Genomic DNA, 16,812 nt, shown 5'->3' on the forward strand with positions numbered 1-16,812 from the left:
TCGTTGTACATCATCCATTCATTGTTTTTTATTCCGACCGTAGAGAGGTCACCGGATTTGCCAGAGCCGCCCGAACGGCCTGGAAGATAACCGACCCCAGCGCGATACCGATAGCCAGCAAAGCGGCTACCACAATGTACCACCATTGCACCTGGGTATGGTACGCAAAATAAGAGAGCAGTTTAACCCCCAGCCACCAGCCCAGGGGCGAAGCAATCAGAATGGCCAGCGCCACGAGTTTCATGAAGTCGGACGAGAGCAGCGCAGCTATACTGACCACCGAGGCCCCCAGCACTTTTCGAACGCCAATCTCTTTGGTTCGCTGCCGGGCCACGAGCGAGATCAGCCCGAAAATACCCGCGCAGGCGATCAGGATGGCTATTATGGTCACGAAGCTGACCATCCGCCAGATGCTTTCGATCGACTGATAGGTCTTTCCTATCTCGTCGGCCAGGTAGACATACGACAGCGTTCGGCGGGCCGGTATTTTCCCAAACTGGGTTTCCAGCTCCCGGATCAGCGCCGGGGCCTTGTCTTCATCAGCCAGCCGCACCGACAGGAAGCTGCTCAGCTGCTCCCGACCGCCGTACCACTGCAGCATGGGCTCGACCCGCTCTTTCAGGCTGCGGTAATGATAATCTTTAGTGACGCCGACCACGGTAAAAACCTCGTTGTTATTCAGCTGGCGCAGCTTCTTACCGACCGCCGTTGTCCAGCCAAAGGCTTTCATGGCCGACTCGTTTAGGATGACGGCGTGGTTGACCGAATCGGCCGGTGTCTTGTCCGAAAAGTTGCGCCCTTCGAGGAGCGGAATTTTGAACGTTTCGGTAAAGCCGACGGCCCCCGTTACGTGTCGAATGCGCACCTGCCGGGCTTCGTCGCCGTCGGGGTAGTAGCTGTTGAAGTTGTTCCAGAAGTTAACCGGCGTCAGCTCCGAGCTGGTGAACGAAACCACGTTAGGGTCTTGCCGGAGCTTAGCCAGAATAGCCTGGCCCTGCGATCGGGCAGCCGCTTCGTTCCGGTAAGCCAGGTCTGTTTTAAATACCAGCACCTTGTCTTTGTCGTAGCCCAGGTCGGCCTGTTTCATAAACTGGATCTGCTCCCGCAACCCGATCGTGCCAAGGATAAAGATGACAGCCAGCGTAAACTGGAGTACAATCAGGGCGTTCTGCCGCAGGCGACCCCGGCCGGGACTGGCCGCGAGTTTACCTTTTACGGCCTCAGTCGTTTTCAGGCCCAACAGATACAAAGCCGGGTACGTACCCGCTACGAGCGCCACCAGGATGGCAATACCGGCAACAGTCAGTATGGTTGGGTAGTCGGTTGCCCACGCAATTTCCAGCTGCATACGCCCGTCGCGCAGCTGGTTGAAACGCGGAATCAGGAAAAATACGGCAAACAGGACCGACAAGGCCAGAGACGCCAGCACCACCAGCCCGGATTCGACCCAAAACTGACGAAGCACCAGCTGGCGCGTGGCGCCAACCACCTGCCGCATGGCTACTTCTTTGGCCCTCGGCAGCGCCGACGCCGTATTGAGGTTGATCAGGTTGATACTGATGATGATCAGCAGAAAGGCAGCAATCGTAACGGCACCGTAGATCAGGTTCGAAAAGGTAGGGTTTTCGGTATGAATGAACTCTTTATAGGCTCCCAGCCGGATGATGCGCTTCTGCCCTTCCGGCGCAAAGTGTTTTTTGACGAGCTGCGGCAGTTTGGCTTCCAGCCCGGCTTTGTCGGCATCGGGCCGAAGCAGCACAAAGACCGTAGCGAAGCCGTTGTACCAGTCGGCATTTTCGCTGAAGCCCGGAAAATCCATCAGGTTGGCCGCTGGCATCAGCACCTCGAACTGCTGCGACGAGTTAGACGGTATTTTGTCCAGCACGCCCGTAATGGTGTAGGATAGCGAATCGTCCAGGGTGACGGCCTTTCCAACCGGGTTCACATCCCCAAACAGGCTCTGTGCCGTTTCGTCGCTGAGAACGACCGATCGTTTCTGGCGCAGGGCCGTAGCCGGATCGCCATACTTGAGTGGAAAGCTGAAAATGCGAAAGAAGGTAGAGTCGACATAGGCCGTCTGCTTCTGAATGTATTTGTCGCCATACTGGATCCAGGGGTTGTTCCAGCTCTGCACGTGGGTTCCGGTCTCGATCTCGGGGTAATCACGAAGCATCTGATCGAGAATCGGGTATACGGTCTGGTTGTAAGCCTGGCCGTCAGACTGCGTCTGCACCGAATAGATCCGATCGATCTGTGTATGAAACCCGTCGAAAGTCAGTGCCTGCTGGGCAAACAGCACCAGCACAACCACACAAGCCAGCCCGACCGATAGCCCTACTACGTTGATGGCCGTAAACAGCCGGTTACGCCACAGCGTCCGCAGGGCGATTGTCAAATAATTCCGAAACATAATGGGTAATGTTTATGACCAAATCAAGCTGTCTCCTGACAACGGCCTGTACGGTCGGCGCCGTAGTCCCCGTGGTTGATCCCCCACCACCGTGGTCCGTGTCCCCACGGACCACTTATCCGGATGGCTTTTCTGACGCATGGGTGGTGCGTGAGGACACGCACCACGGTGACCGACCCCACGTACCACGGTCTGTGTCCCCACGGACCACTTATCCGGATGGCCCGGGCGATCGCAATCACCCGGGCGGGTCTTTAGACGTGAAAGTTCTCGGTGACGACTTTACCGTCGAACAGGTTTACGATGCGATGGGCAAAACCAGCGTCGTAGGGCGAGTGGGTCACCATGATGATAGTTGTTCCCTCGTCGTTCAGTTCACCGAGCAGTTTCATGACCTCTTCGCCGTTTTTCGAATCGAGGTTACCCGTCGGCTCATCGGCCAGAATCAGTTTGGGCTTGGCCACTACCGCCCGGGCAATGGCCGTACGCTGCTGCTGACCACCCGACAGCTGCTGCGGGAAGTGATTACGGCGGTGCATGATGGCCATCCGCTCCAGGGCTGCCTCTACGCGCTGTTTGCGCTCATCGGCGGGGGTTTTCAGGTAAAGCAACGGCAGCTCTACGTTTTCGTAGACCGTCAGCTCATCGATCAGGTTGAAGCTCTGGAACACAAAGCCGATACTGCCTTTGCGCAGCTGGGCCCGCTGGCGTTCGGTCATCCTCGCCACCGCCGTACCGTAGAAATTATATTCGCCGTCGGTAGGGTTATCGAGCAGACCCAGAATATTGAGCAGGGTCGATTTGCCGCAACCCGACGGACCCATGATGGCGACGAACTCCCCATCTTTGACGTCCATCGAAATGCCATTGAGGGCGGTGGTTTCTACTTCTTCGGTAGCAAACAGTTTCTGAAGGTTAATTGTCTGGATCATAGTTATATTCTGGACAGGGCTGCACGATGGGCAGGGATAGACAGACTAGGTTTTCCTGGCAAAAGATTAAAACTCCAACACTTCGTTATCCCCGAAATTCTCGTAGCTGCTGGTGATGACCTGCTCGCTGGGCTGGAGACCTTCCAGCACTTCATAATATTCGGGGTTTTTACGACCCAGGGTGATCGGGCGCTTCGTAGCCCGTTTGCCGGACTTGTCGACCACGTAAACCCAGTTACCGCCCGTATCGGAGAAGAAACCACCCACCGGCAGCAGCGTAGCCTGAGCCGCTTTGCCCAGCTCCAGCTGAATTGGCGACGACTGGCCCCGTTTGATACCCGCCGGAGCGCCGTTCGGAAAGATCATATCGACCTCGAAGCGGCCACTTTTCACCTCCGGATATACCCGGCTGATGGTCAGGGCGTGGGTTTTACCGTTGAACTCGAAAGAGCCGTTCAGACCGGCAAACACCCGGCTGATGTAGTGTTCATCAACCCCGACCCGCATCTTGAACCCGTTCAGGTCATCGATCTGGCCAATATTCTGCCCCCGGTTGATGTTCGACCCTACCTCGACATCGATGCTGGAGAGCTGGCCCGTTACGGGTGCCTTCACCACCAGATTGTCGAGGGTTTGCTGCCAGAGGGCTACGTTCCGCTGCGTGCGGGCCAGCGTCTCTTCGAGCTGTTTGATCTGTATCCGGGCGTTGTCTTCCTGGTATTTCTGCGACTCGATCTCGATCTTCCGCTGCCCCGACAGCCGCTCGTACGTGCGTTTGGCCCTCAGGTAATCTTCTTCCGAAACGACCTTATCTTTGAAAAGCTTGACCTGCCGGTCGTAGGCATCTTTGGCCTGCTCGATCTGGGCGTCGAGGTCGGCCAGGGTTTTGCGGAGGGTAAAGCGTTCGATCTGCAGCCGCTGACGGGTGTTCTGGAGGTCGTTGACGAGCCGGTTGGCTTCCGTTTCAGATTGCAGGAAGCTGAGCTTGAGGTTCTGGTTTTCCAGCTTGAGCAATACCTGCCCTTTCTGCACCTGGGTACCGCCCTCCACCAGTTTATCGGTGACGTAGCCCCCCTCGATGGCGTCGAGCCGGATCGTTTTCAGCGGCATCACCACGCCCGTTACCGCAATAAAATCTTCAAAGGGGCCGGTCGTGACGGCAGATACGGTGATCTTGTCTTTCTCGACGTTCAGTTTCGAACGGCGGTCGGCGAAAAAAAGTGTGTAAGCCAGCAAACCCAGAATCAATACACTACCGCCCGAAAGCAGCAGGCGTTGTTGAGTCCAGAAGCGTTTAGGTAAGGCGCGATCCATAAGTTAACGTGTCAAAAGGCAAACGAGCAGCAACGACTCGAACCTGGTCATTTACCCCTGATTGTGCCAATGCTATGCCAATTTTACTATAACCCTGATAACGAAGCAATTACCAGCACATTCGCGAGTCTGGCTGTCCGCTATCGGACATTTCCTGTCCGCTTTCAGCACCCGGCCCTCAGTCAGCCCGGCTGCAGATCTGCACCAGCACGTAGGGCTCCAGGGTTTTGGCGCGGGTCTGTTTGTTGATAAACTCGTACGACAGGGTGCTGACGTGGAAATAAGGCAGGGTAGCCAGCCGACGAATCCCAAATCCACGGGCCGCCAGCGAGTCAGCGTCGGCAGCCGTGGTAAATGTCAGTTGTGGCCCCGGGCGGAGCTGCGCCTGCACCGCCGAGTCGGACCGGACGTAGCGCGCTGGTCCGCTGGCATAAAACTCATAGGACCAGAAACTGCCCCCGCCAACGCCCGTTCCCGGCATGTAGAGCAGGGTGACCGGCCGGGGGCGGGCCGGTTGTTCATTGACCAGCCGGGCCGCCGTACGACCCGCCATATAATCGAGCCAGGCCGGATACAAAAACAGGTTCACCACCCCGAACAGCACCAGCACAGCCGCCACCATACGCCCCATCAGCGACAGCAGATCCGTTGTCCGGAACAGCAGCATCGTAGCCAGCACCATGGCCGCCACCCAGCCCAGCGCTCCGCTCAGGTAGTCGGGCTGCGCCACCAGCAGCAATCCAACCGACAGCACCACCAGCAGCCCCCCGATAACCGACTGGCCAAGGGTCCACCGGCGCAGCACCGCAGGAGAGAGGCTTACCAGATACTGAGCCGTCAGGATAGCAAAGAAGGGGAAGACGATATTCATGTAATGCGGCAGCTGGAAGCCCGACAGCGAGAACAGGGCAAACGTAGCCAGCCCCGACCCCAGCGATACGTACTCCGGCAGCGGATCCCGGCGTTTGATTAGCCCGGCCACGGCCCGGCCAACGCCCAGGTAGAGTGGTAACGACCACGGCAAAAAGGCCCACAGGAGCGTGTGAACAAAGAAAAACTTGTCGCCCTCGCCTTTGATCGGCCCGGTGTTGAAGAACCGGCCGAACTGGCTGTCCCAAAAGAAAAATCGCACGCCCGACACGCCCGTTTGCCCAAAAACCACTTTTTCGGGGTGTAGGTCGAACTGCTGGTACAGGCAATAGATTTCGGGTAGGGTGAACAGCAGCGACAGCGCCACCGCCCCGTACCAGCGCGGCCGCAGCAGCTCGCGCCAGTTGCCCGTCAGCAACCAGTGCAGCACCAGGCCGGCGCCGATGGGCACCAGCACAAAAACTCCCTTTGTCATCAGCGCGCAGCCCGTCAGCAACGACCCCAGCCCCAGCTGAAGCCACTGGCCAGGCGCCCGGTCGGAACCGCAGTACACCCGCCAGAAATGATACACCGCCCCAATGATGAGCCCCGTCAGGTAGGGTTCCGCCCGGACGTCGCTGTTCGACAATACCCCGTGAAAAGCCGTCAGCAAAACCAGTACGGCAACCTGCGCCACGGCTTTTGTATATGTAAGTCGCGCAAACCGATAGGTGTAGACTACACCGGCCAGAAAAAACAGCAGCGCGGGTAGCTTATACGCCACGGTATTGATCCCAAACAGTCGAAAGCTGGCCGCTACCACCCAAAACGGGAAGTGCGGCTTGTCGAGCCAGTCGGCCCCTACGGCGTAGAGATTGACAAAATCGCCCGACTGCGCCATCGTTTTGGCAATACAGGCGTAGAGCGCTCCGTCGGGTTCGAGTACGGGCGGAAATAGGCCCGTGGCATTCAGCAACACCCCAACCGCCGTGAGGGTATAGAACCAGCGGTCCGGCAAAACATAAGTCTGGGTCATTCGGCAGGTAGTGCCCGTAAGCGATTTTTCCCAAAGTAAGCAACGAAATACCTCATCACCCTATCTTTGGTCTATGCAAACTGCTAAACTCCTAGTCGTAGACGACGATCCGGATGTGTTGCTGGCGGCCCGGCTGCTGCTCAAACGCCATCTGGGTACGGTAGATATCGAGAAAAATCCCGAAAAACTACCATTCCTGCTCAACAACAACCGATATGATGCCATTGTACTCGATATGAATTTTCAGCGCGACGTCAGCAGTGGTCGCGAAGGATTTGCCTGGCTCGAGCGGATTCTGGATATCGACCCGCAGGCGCGGGTGGTGCTTTTTACGGCCTATGGCGATGTCGACATGGCCGTGCGGGCTATGAAAGCCGGAGCGGTCGACTTCGTACTCAAACCCTGGCAGAACGACAAGTTTCTCGAAACGATCCGGGCGGCCATCAACCGACCCGACGATGATAGCTCATCCAGCGATACCGGCAAATCGTCGGGTCGCCCCGGCGCCAACCGCGGGGGCCGGTCGGGCCCGGGAGGCAGCCCGGCCGCCGGTAAAACTACATCGATCATCGGAACGGCCATGCGCCCCGTTCTCGACACCGTTGAGCGGGTAGCTCCTACCGATGCCAACGTGCTGATTCTGGGAGAAAACGGCACCGGTAAAGACCTGATTGCGCGGGCTATCCATGAGCAGTCGAACCGCCACAACAAGCCGTTTGTCAGCGTCGACGTGGGCGCCCTGACCGAGAGCCTGTTCGAAAGCGAACTGTTTGGCCACGTGAAAGGGGCATTTACCGACGCCCGCGACGACCGGGCCGGGCGGTTTGAAGAAGCGGCAGGCGGCACCATTTTTCTCGACGAGATCGGCAACCTGACGCCGTCGCAGCAGGCCCGTCTGCTCACCGTTCTGCAACAGCGGCAGGTGACCCGCGTAGGCAGCAACAAAGGTCGGCCGGTCGATGTGCGGCTGATCTGCGCGACCAACGCCGACCTCAACGAACGTGTGGCCGAGAAAACCTTCCGGCAGGATTTACTCTACCGCATCAACACCATCGAGCTGGCCCTGCCCCCCCTCCGCCAGCGCCCCGACGATATCAAACCCCTGGCCGAACATTTCGTCAGGCAGTACGCCAAACAGTATAACCGGCCGGTAACGGGCCTGAGTCCGGCGCTGCTGACCGAGATGAAACAGTACGGCTGGCCGGGTAACGTGCGCGAGCTGCAACATGCCGTTGAGCGGGCCGTCATCCTGTCGGCAGGCTCCACCCTCGAACCGGGCGATTTCGTATTCCGGAAAAACCCCTCTACCGCTTCGCCCGTCAGCGAAACCCTGCAACTGGAAGATCTGGAACGCAAAGCCATTCAGCAGGCCATGCTGAAATACCAGGGGAGCATCACCGATGTGGCCCGGGAACTGGGGCTGTCGCGACAGGCGCTGTACCGGCGGCTGGAGAAGTTCGGCTTGTAGTCGGCTCAGTCGATAGCGCCCGTCCGGGTGCCGGGTACGGCTACGTTCAGCTCGTGGGCAATGGCCTCTTCGGTCTGGCGAACCACTTCATCGACCGACTTACCGGCGGGCTCTATACCAGGCAGCACCGTCCACGACAGCCGCGAGAACGACCGGAGCGGGAAGATGCCGGTGGGGTTAAAATGACCCGTACCGCGGATGGCGATCGGTACTACGAGCGAAGCAGGGGCCCGCTTGAGCAGCACCGCCAGGCCACCCGTAGCAAACGGCCGCATCTGGCCCGATGCTGATCGGGTTCCTTCGGGGTAGATAACCACCGAGTGGCTAGTTTGCTGAATGTGTTTGGCAAGCCGGGCAATTTCGGTGATGGCCTGCTTGGGATCTTTCCGATCGATGAGGGCGGCCCCGCTCCGGCGCAGGTTGTACGAGATGCTGGGGATCCCGTGGGCCAGCTCTTTCTTGGACACGAAAATGGGCGTGTGGCGACGCAAAAACCAGATCATCGGCGAAATATCGAACATGCTCTGGTGGTTGGCCACGAAGATAATGGGCCGGTCGGTGGGCAGGTGACTCACGTCGCTAAACCGGATACGGGAGCCGGTCAGGTACCACCCAAACGCAATACTGGCGTTCAGCCAGTCGACGACCGTCTTGTGGGCCGACTTGCCAAACAGGTGAAACGCGCCAACCTGAAGCACGTGGAAGACCAGCAGGACCAACCCGAAATAGAGCAGATAGATACTGCTCAGCACATAATCCAGAAGTTTTTTCATACCACCCGACCAGAGCAGACTCGCTCCGAACATGCATTTTGGACCAAATTTAGCAACGCAGGTCGCTACGCATAGATAAAAGGTGGAATTCAATAGAACGATCGCGCGTTTTAAACGTACTTTGTCTTTTTATTTAACCTAATCTTCACAGCGGTTACTGCCTTCCGATTCGGTAAACAAGCGTAAGCCAGTACCCCTTACCCCGATATATCGTGACCTCCCCAATGACACTGTCCGGCTCCCGTATTGAAGTCATGCGCTTCGTGGGCGAAAAAATCGATACGCTCCTCGGCGACTACCTCAAGCCCATCGAGACCAACTGGCAACCGGCCGATCTGCTGCCCGATGCCACGAAAGAGTCGTTTCTGGATGATATCAGACAGCTGCGCGAAAGCGCCCGCGAACTCTCGTACGACTACGTTGCCGTGCTGATTGGCGATACCATTACCGAAGAAGCCCTGCCTACCTACGAGTCGTGGCTGATGGGGATGGAAGGCGTCGAGCAGGGAAAAGCCGAAAACTGGACCCAGTGGATCCGGGGCTGGACGGCCGAGGAAAACCGCCACGGCGACCTGCTTAACAAGTTTCTGTATCTGTCGGGCCGGGTCAACATGCGCGCGATGGAGGTATCGACCCAGTACCTGATTGCCGACGGTTTCGACATCGGTACCGGCCGCGACCCCTACCGCAACTTTGTGTATACCTCGTTTCAGGAGCTGGCTACCAACGTCTCGCACCGCCGGACCGCTACCCTGGCCAAGCAGGCAGGCTGCCCCCAGCTCTCTAAAATATGCGGAGTTATCGCGTCTGACGAAATGCGCCATGCCAAAGCCTATAAAGCATTTGTGGGCCAGATCTTCGACGTAGACCCGTCAGAAATGATGCTGGCGTTCGAGGACATGATGCGCAAGAAAATCGTGATGCCCGCCCATTTCCTGCGCGAAACCGGCGTAAAGATCGGCCAGACGTTCAGCCACTTCTCCGACGCGGCCCAGCGCCTGGGTGTATATACCACCCACGACTACATCGACATTGCCGACTCGCTGCTGACCGACTGGAACATCGCCAACGTGACGGACCTGAACGATGCCGGTCAGCGCGCCCGCGACTACCTGATGGCCCTGCCCGCCCGGCTGCGCCGGATTGCCGAACGCACCAAAGTGCCGACGCTCGAGTATCAATTCAGCTGGATCGGGTAAGCCATTATGAACCGGTTCGCCCTCGGCATTGGCTGGCGTATTGCGGGCATCGTGGTCTTCACCGGCACGATCGTCACGCTGTATTGGCAGCAGGCGAACTCGTTCTGGCTGACGCTCCTGCTGATTCCGGCCTTCGTCCTGGCGGTCAACCTGTACCATTATACGACGGGACTGAACCGGAAGCTGACGCGCTTTCTGGAGTCGGTCCGGTACTCCGACTTTGCGGTGGCGTTCCGGGCCGACAGTAACCTGGGCCCTACCTTTCATAGCCTGAACGATCAGTTCAACGAGGTGCTGGGGGCTTTCCGACAGGCGCGGGCCGAGAAAGAAGCGAACCTGCATTACGTCAATACCATTGTTCAGCACGTCAGCGTGGGGCTGCTTACCTTCGATGCGGCCGGTCAGGTTGAGTTAACGAACCAGACGGCCCTGCGGCTGCTGGGTATCTACCGGCTACGCACCCTCTCCGACCTCAACGCCACCCATCCGGATCTGGTGGCCCTGCTCCGCTCCGAAACGCAGTCGTCGGCACCGGTCATCTACCAGCCCGGCAATGGCAACGAGCTGTCGGTACGCTGCACGTCGGTCCGGCTGCGCGGGCGGCTGGTAACGGTCGTGTCGCTGCAGAACATCGGCACCGAGCTGCAGCAGCGCGAACTTGAAGCCTGGCAAAACCTGACCAAGGTGCTGCGCCATGAGATCATGAACTCGATTACGCCGATTGTGTCGCTGGTTGGCACCATGCGTGACATTGTGGAGACAGACCTCGTGCCGGCCCTGGAGCCTGACCCTGCCGGGCCCGCCGATCAGCCGGAAGCGGCATCGGGGGCGGCCATGGCCGGGGCGCTCACCGACCTGCGCGATGCCCTGATGACCATTGAGCAGCGGGGCGAAGGCATCATGCGATTCGTGGACGCCTATCGGCATTTCACCTCCATTCCGCAACCGGTGCTCGACGAAGTATCGGTCGAACAGTTACTGCGGCATATCGAGCAGCTGGTGCTGCCCAATGCCCAGAAGCTGGGCATTCAGTTCAGCACGAGTTCGCCGAACCTGATCGTTAAAGCCGACCTGGGCCAGATCGAGATGGTGCTGATCAACCTGATCAAGAACGCCGTCGAGAGTCTGGAGAAAACGCCAAATCCCCGTATTCAGCTCGAAGCCGTACCCGACGGCCAGCACGTCGTCATTTCGGTGTCGGACAACGGCCCCGGTATCGAACCCGAAGCGCTCGAACAGATTTTTATTCCTTTTTTCACCACCAAAAAAACCGGGTCAGGCATCGGACTGAGCCTGTCGAGACAGATCATGCAGCTGCACGGCGGGCATCTTACTGCCGATTCGGTACCGGGTCAGGGCAGTACGTTCAGACTGATTTTCTGACCGGATGCCCATCGCAGCAACCCACAAATACCAACCAAACCGAATAGCTCTACTGAGCCAATCCAACCGAATGAAGAACTACACCGTGGCCCTACTGGCCCTTGCCCTACTGGCTGGCAGCTGTGGCCAGAACGATCAGACCCCCTGCGACGCGACGGCCGTAACCACCCGGGCGCCCCAGGCCGAAACAACGGCCCTCAAACAATTTCTCGACAGTAAAGGGATCAACGCCACCGCCGACGAACGGGGGTTTTATTACGTCGTTAAGTCGCCGGGTTCGGGCGCCAAACCAACGGTCTGCTCGAACGTAACGGTCAATTATGTCGGCAAACTCACCAACGGTACTACGTTCGACAGTGGCTCGGGCGTAAGTTTCGGACTGAACCAGCTGATTCTGGGCTGGCAGGAAGGGATTCCACTCGTTGCGCCTGGCGGCAGCATCACGCTCTACCTGCCGCCCTCGCTGGCGTATGGCGCGCAGGATCAGCCGGGTATTCCGGGCAATTCGATCCTGGTGTTCGACATCGATCTGGTTCGGATCAACTAGGTACGGGCCAGGGCCGTGTTACGCGCCTACGCCACCCGAACGACCAATGGACCCGGGCGCCGTTCAAAACTGCTGTTCGGGTCCCCACCAACTGCTCCGGCATCGTTCAGAGGATAGACCCAGTCTATTTCGGCTTCTCTTCTTTCGGCCTGAGGGTACCTCGCGCTATTGGTTCCGGCTTGGATTTGGGGGTGGTAAACCGCAGCAGCGTAGCTGTGGGGTACGACGACCGCGGGGCCCGGGTAACCACCAGCTGGTACGACCGGGTGCCGATTACCAGATTGTAGTAAGTCATATACTGCCCTGACTCCTGGGGTAGCCCCCAGTTGGCTACGGGTTCTTTGGCAAGCAGCGTCTGGTCTTCTTCCGACAGGGCAGCGAAGGCCGTATCGGGCAGGAAGCGTTTGTCTGTAATGCCCTCGACCAGCGACACGACAGCGGGTGGTGTTGTTACGGCCGGTTTGTTTTGCGCCGGGGCTGATACTCCCATCAGCAGCAACGTCAGTAGTATAAGCAGATTTTTCATGATGTTGAGTGCTCTTATAACTACCCATTCGCGGCTTCGTTTGTTCAACACGCTACCTGCCTGATCTCCGACAAACCCATCGGCCGGGCCGCCTACCGACCGCTTTTGTCGAGGGCCGGTACCGCTTCAGTACGCATCAGCGACGCCAGCTGACCGGGCTCCAGCGCTACCGAAGGCGCAAAGGCCGAAGAACTCATGTAGGTTAGTAAACTATGCCGCAGCTGCCGCGCTACCGGACGACTGGCCAAATCATGGCTGATATCGAAACTACACACCATCAGTTGTCCGCCGGCTACATTGGCTTCGAACAGGCTGGCCAACTGCCGGTTGTTGGCAAAATTGTCAATCTGCCGGACGAGCGGTGTCAGCCGGTTGTCGGGCAATACCAGACTGGTCGATTTCGTGCACAGGTCCCACCACTGCCAGTCGGTATGAAAATCGGTCGGAAAAGCCCGGAAAGCAGGGTGCTTCGGGTCGCAGAGGAGTCCCATGGTAGCCGCCTGATCGGGAAAATGAACCGGGCTCCAGAATACAGGTACGAACTTGCCGGCAACGCCTTTCAGCGCGGTATAGTCGGGGTTGAACAACACCTTCCGGCCCGCCCGAAGCGCCTGTCCGGCTTCGGAAAGCGACTGCGTCACGAGCACATCGGCCGGTTCGGCAGGCAGCGTAGCCGGATAAACCCAGATCGACCAGCTATTGCGGTAAGGCGTACCCGGCAGCGACAGCGTCAGGGTAAGGCGACGGGCGGTTTTAACACCCGACAGGCGCACCTCAATCGTCCCCAGCTCGTGTCCGTTACCGACCGCTACGGTTCTGCGGGGCAGTCGCCCACCGGCCAGCTGCCTGCCCTCATCGTCCCGTAAAATCCATTCGGGGGTTATGCCCACCAGCGGACCGGCGCCGAAGTTGGCCAGCTCGGCCGTAGCGCGGAAGGTCTCCTGATTGGTGTAGGTAGCCTTCGGGAAGCGCAGCAGCGGAACAACGGGCGAACAGAACTGCCGGAAAGCCTCGGGTGTCAGAATTCCTTTACTCGCCCAGAAGGCGTCGAGTAGGCCGATATCGGCCGTTCCCTGCCCCGGAAAATCGTGCAGATCGAGGAGCTGAATGCCGCTGGCCTCCCGGGTGCGCAGAATCCGTTCCAGCTCTTCCTTGTAGAGGATGGCCGCCAGCCGGCCGCTCGCTTTCAGATACGCATCGGCCAGGGGAAGCAGTTGTTTGCGGGCCAGGTCATCGCGGATAGCCATGAGGTTGACCGGCGCCAGCACACCCGTGTACTTATCTATTTCGGCCATGTTGGGGAACATGGCGTACTGGCCGACTTCATGCGTCACCAGCGGAACGGGCAGCCCTTTCAGCGAAGCCGAGTAATCGTCGGTAAAGGCCGGCGACTGAGAGTTAAAAATACCCTGGCCGCGTACCCAGCCCAGCCGGGTTTGCTGGGTTATGAAGTAGTCGTCAGCGGCTTCGGGCCAGCTGCCGTGCGGGGGCTGAAAGCTGTAGGTAGTGGTGGTGTATAACCGGCGCGCATCGTTTTGTTTAAGCTCATTCACGAGCTGGCTCAGAAAATCGAAATTCCCTTCCAGCTCGTTTCCCATCGACCAGAAGCAGAACGACGGATGGTTACCGTACTCCCGGCTGATACGGGTGGCTTCGCTGCGGATAAACCGATCGGCTTTGGGGTCCTGCCCCACCTGTAAGCTCCACATCGGCAACTCGACCTGCAGATAGAAACCCAGCGAGTCGGCCACGTCGAAAGCCGCTTCGGGCGGACACCACGAATGGAAACGCAGGTGGTTGAGGCCGTACTGCCGGGCCGTCATAAACACGGTCTGCCAGCCGGCGCGGTCGGTGGGCGGGTGACCCGTTAGCGGAAAGATGGCGCACTCGAGCGTGCCACGCAGAAACAATCGGCGTCCGTTGATATGCAGCAGACTATTTTCGGTCGATAGCTGCCGCAATCCAAACGAGGTCTGGTAGCGGCTCCGGCTTTTGCCATCGTCGGCCACAAAGACGGTTGTCAGCTGGTACACATTGGGCGAGAACTCATCCCACGGCCGGGCCGCCGGGCCAAGATCATAGGTAAACGTCAGGTGGTGCCGACCGGTGTCCAGCCGCACCACTTGCTCCGATACGGGTAGGTCCGTACCGTTCAGCCGCGCTACCAGCTGCATTTTTCCCGATACGGGCTGTCCGCTGCCGTTGTGCAGCTGAACCTGTGCTTTCACCTGTTTGGTGGCCAGACTGGGATCGGTACGGACATGGCTGATCCAAACCGGGTCGTGGGCAGTCAGCGTCAGCGAACCGATAGCACCGTTCCAGATGGTCTGGGTACCGTCGGTATAGGCATGGGCCAGATTTTGGTAGCTGATGTCGTACTGGCGGGTGTTGTTGATGCGAATGAGCAGGGTATGCTGGCCGGGGCTGAGCCATCGGGTCAGGTCATAGCGGTGGGGCGTTGTCAGGCTTTCTTCCTGCCCGCTGGCATCGTGCCCATCGACAAAGACCCGGCTTTGCCAGAGTACCCGCTCCAGCGACAGGATGATCTGCCGACCCTGCCAGCCAGCCGGAATGGTAACGGTGCGCCGGTACCAGGCCGTTCCTACGTACCGATGTCGCCGGGCCAGCTGATACAGCGACTCCCGGTTCAGCGCCGGTTTGAGGGTCAGCGAGTCGCCCAGCCGGGCTTCGTCGGTGGTGCCGGGCAGCTGCATCCTGTGCGGAAATGACCGGTTCTGCCAGCGGTGAACGCCCGCGTCGTCGCCCTTGTCGAAGGCTACTTCCCAGGTACCCGCCAGCGACAGTTTATCCTGAGCCAATCCGGGTACGCCAGCCAGAGCAGCCAGTACCAGCAGACCTATTTTTTTCATAACAAGCAAAGTGATTAGTAGTCGATTAAGCCACGCCCGGCGCTTCCTGAGGGGTCGCGACGGTTGGCCCGTAGCGCGTGACCGAACGGACAAAACAGCGGAGACTGAGCGCTGAACCGGAGTCAGTGGGGCCGAAAAACGTCTTCCATCTCTTCCAGCGTTTTGCCCTTGGTTTCGCGGACATTACGGAGCACGAACACGAAGCCGACCAGGCAGATAGCCGCATAAAGCCAAAATGGGCCGTACGTACCCAGCGTCTCGGCCAGAATGGGGAAGGTGAACACCAGTACGAAATAGGAGCCCCAGAGAGCCAGAATGGCTACCGACGAGGCCAGCCCCCGAACCCGGTTCGGAAATATCTCGGAAATCAGCACCCAGGTTACGGGAGCCAGCGATGTGGCGTAAGTGGCAATAGCCAGCAGCACAAACACCGACAGCAGCCCCGCCGTTGCGCCGTTCTGCAGCAGCATCGCAATGACGACGTACAGCACCGTTAGCCCGATGGCGCCGGTCAGCATCAGCGGCTTGCGCCCCAGTCGGTCAACCTGCCACATGGCTACGACCGTAAAAACCAGGTTTACCAGTCCGATCGCTACCGTCTCGAACAACTGCCGGTCCAGGTTGGCACCTACGGTTTCGAAGATGGTGGATGTATAGTTGAATACCACGTTGATGCCGCACAGCTGCTGAAAAATAGCCAGCCCGATACCAACCCCCACCGCCGACCGGATACCGGGTTCGAACAGGGTCGACAGGGATATGTTGCCCTGCCCTACCGAAGCGCTGTTGACATCGGCCACCGTTTTATCGGCGAAGGCCGGGCCGCCGATGCGCTGGAGGATAGCCGTACCCCGCGCGGTATGCCCGTTCTGTAGTAGCCAGCGGGGACTCTCGGGCAGCCAGATTACCCCCACCAGGAACGCCACCGAAGGAACAGCCCCCAGGCCAAACATCCAGCGCCAGGCATCGGGCCCGTTATCGGCCAGGCCGTAGTTGACCAGGTTAGTGATCAGGATGCCAATCACGATCGTCAGCTGGTTGATGGCTACGTTTCGCCCCCGAATTTCGGCGGGCGACACCTCGGCTATGTAGAGCGGACTGAGCATGGACGCCATCCCAACACCGATACCAGCTACAAACCGGGCCAGCATAAAGATAGATAAACTGCTGGAAAGCGCCATCCAGACCGACGAGGCCGCAAAGATCCCCGCGGCTACCATCAGGGCAGGGCGCCGACCATACTGATCGGCCAGTTTTCCGGCCACGACGCAGCCAACCATACAGCCTAGCGCCAGCGAGCCGGTCATGAACCCTTCCCACCAGGCATTTAGCCCAAAAACGCCCCTCAGCAGCGGTAGAGCCCCCGAAATGACGGCGAAATCGAACCCAAACAGGTAGCCTCCCAGAGCCGAAATAAACGAGATGCCCAGTGAATAATGCGTGTTGGCAGGAGAGGTCGACAGGGTTGAATTCATACACTATTCGGTTATAAAGTAGCAAAAATA

Annotated in this window: 12 protein-coding genes; 4 read left to right on the top strand and 8 right to left on the bottom strand. The window is 58.7% G+C overall.

Annotated features, from left to right (window positions below; all coding sequences use genetic code 11):
• Positions 1–28: 28 nt before the first annotated feature.
• The 4 genes from B1C80_RS21355 to B1C80_RS21370 form a co-directional block, all read right to left on the bottom strand.
• Positions 29–2,410 (bottom strand): ABC transporter permease, encoded by a 2,382-nt coding sequence (locus B1C80_RS21355; RefSeq protein WP_077923248.1) that lies wholly within the window; start codon positions 2,408–2,410, stop codon positions 29–31.
• Between the two features lie 254 nt (positions 2,411–2,664).
• Positions 2,665–3,342, bottom strand: coding sequence for an ABC transporter ATP-binding protein (locus tag B1C80_RS21360; protein ID WP_077923249.1), 678 nt, complete (start codon positions 3,340–3,342; stop codon positions 2,665–2,667).
• Positions 3,343–3,408: 66 nt separating this feature from the next.
• Positions 3,409–4,656 carry an efflux RND transporter periplasmic adaptor subunit gene (locus B1C80_RS21365; RefSeq protein ID WP_077923250.1) on the bottom strand — a complete coding sequence of 416 codons (1,248 nt, stop codon included), beginning with the start codon at positions 4,654–4,656 and terminating at the stop codon, positions 3,409–3,411.
• A 178-nt stretch (positions 4,657–4,834) separates the two neighbouring features.
• A complete protein-coding gene (locus B1C80_RS21370; protein WP_077923251.1) occupies positions 4,835–6,541 on the bottom strand; it encodes a glycosyltransferase family 39 protein in 1,707 nt (568 codons plus the stop codon).
• Between the two features lie 73 nt (positions 6,542–6,614).
• On the opposite strand from B1C80_RS21370, the gene B1C80_RS21375 reads away from it, so the two are divergent.
• Positions 6,615–8,009, top strand: coding sequence for a sigma-54 dependent transcriptional regulator (locus B1C80_RS21375; protein ID WP_077923252.1), 1,395 nt, complete (start codon positions 6,615–6,617; stop codon positions 8,007–8,009).
• Positions 8,010–8,014: 5 nt separating this feature from the next.
• Here the strand turns inward: B1C80_RS21375 and B1C80_RS21380 are convergent, their stop codons facing one another.
• Positions 8,015–8,782 carry a 1-acyl-sn-glycerol-3-phosphate acyltransferase gene (locus B1C80_RS21380; protein WP_077923339.1) on the bottom strand — a complete coding sequence of 256 codons (768 nt, stop codon included), beginning with the start codon at positions 8,780–8,782 and terminating at the stop codon, positions 8,015–8,017.
• Positions 8,783–9,006: 224 nt separating this feature from the next.
• Here B1C80_RS21380 and B1C80_RS21385 point away from each other — a divergent pair, with 224 nt between their 5' ends.
• The 3 genes from B1C80_RS21385 to B1C80_RS21395 all read left to right on the top strand — a co-directional run bounded on the left by B1C80_RS21385 (position 9,007) and on the right by B1C80_RS21395 (position 11,911).
• Positions 9,007–9,981, top strand: coding sequence for an acyl-ACP desaturase (locus tag B1C80_RS21385; RefSeq protein WP_236648877.1), 975 nt, complete (start codon positions 9,007–9,009; stop codon positions 9,979–9,981).
• A 6-nt stretch (positions 9,982–9,987) separates the two neighbouring features.
• Complete coding sequence (locus B1C80_RS21390) at positions 9,988–11,364, top strand: PAS domain-containing sensor histidine kinase (protein WP_077923253.1); 1,377 nt, start codon at positions 9,988–9,990, stop codon at positions 11,362–11,364.
• Between the two features lie 70 nt (positions 11,365–11,434).
• Positions 11,435–11,911, top strand: a complete 477-nt coding sequence (locus B1C80_RS21395; protein ID WP_077923254.1) for an FKBP-type peptidyl-prolyl cis-trans isomerase — start codon at positions 11,435–11,437, stop codon at positions 11,909–11,911.
• A 124-nt stretch (positions 11,912–12,035) separates the two neighbouring features.
• On the opposite strand, the gene B1C80_RS21400 is transcribed toward B1C80_RS21395, so the two are convergent.
• The 3 genes from B1C80_RS21400 to B1C80_RS21410 all read right to left on the bottom strand — a co-directional run bounded on the left by B1C80_RS21400 (position 12,036) and on the right by B1C80_RS21410 (position 16,782).
• Positions 12,036–12,437: a hypothetical protein gene (locus B1C80_RS21400; RefSeq protein WP_077923255.1), complete on the bottom strand. Its 402-nt coding sequence runs from the start codon at positions 12,435–12,437 to the stop codon at positions 12,036–12,038.
• A 92-nt stretch (positions 12,438–12,529) separates the two neighbouring features.
• Positions 12,530–15,307, bottom strand: a complete 2,778-nt coding sequence (locus B1C80_RS21405; protein ID WP_077923256.1) for a glycoside hydrolase family 2 — start codon at positions 15,305–15,307, stop codon at positions 12,530–12,532.
• Between the two features lie 122 nt (positions 15,308–15,429).
• On the bottom strand, positions 15,430–16,782 hold the full coding sequence (locus B1C80_RS21410; RefSeq protein ID WP_077923257.1) for a sugar porter family MFS transporter: 1,353 nt from the start codon (positions 16,780–16,782) through the stop codon (positions 15,430–15,432).
• Positions 16,783–16,812: the final 30 nt, after the last annotated feature.

It is taken from the genome of Spirosoma sp. 209, from assembly GCF_002006735.1.
Taxonomy (GTDB): Bacteria; Bacteroidota; Bacteroidia; order Cytophagales; family Spirosomataceae; genus Spirosoma; species Spirosoma sordidisoli.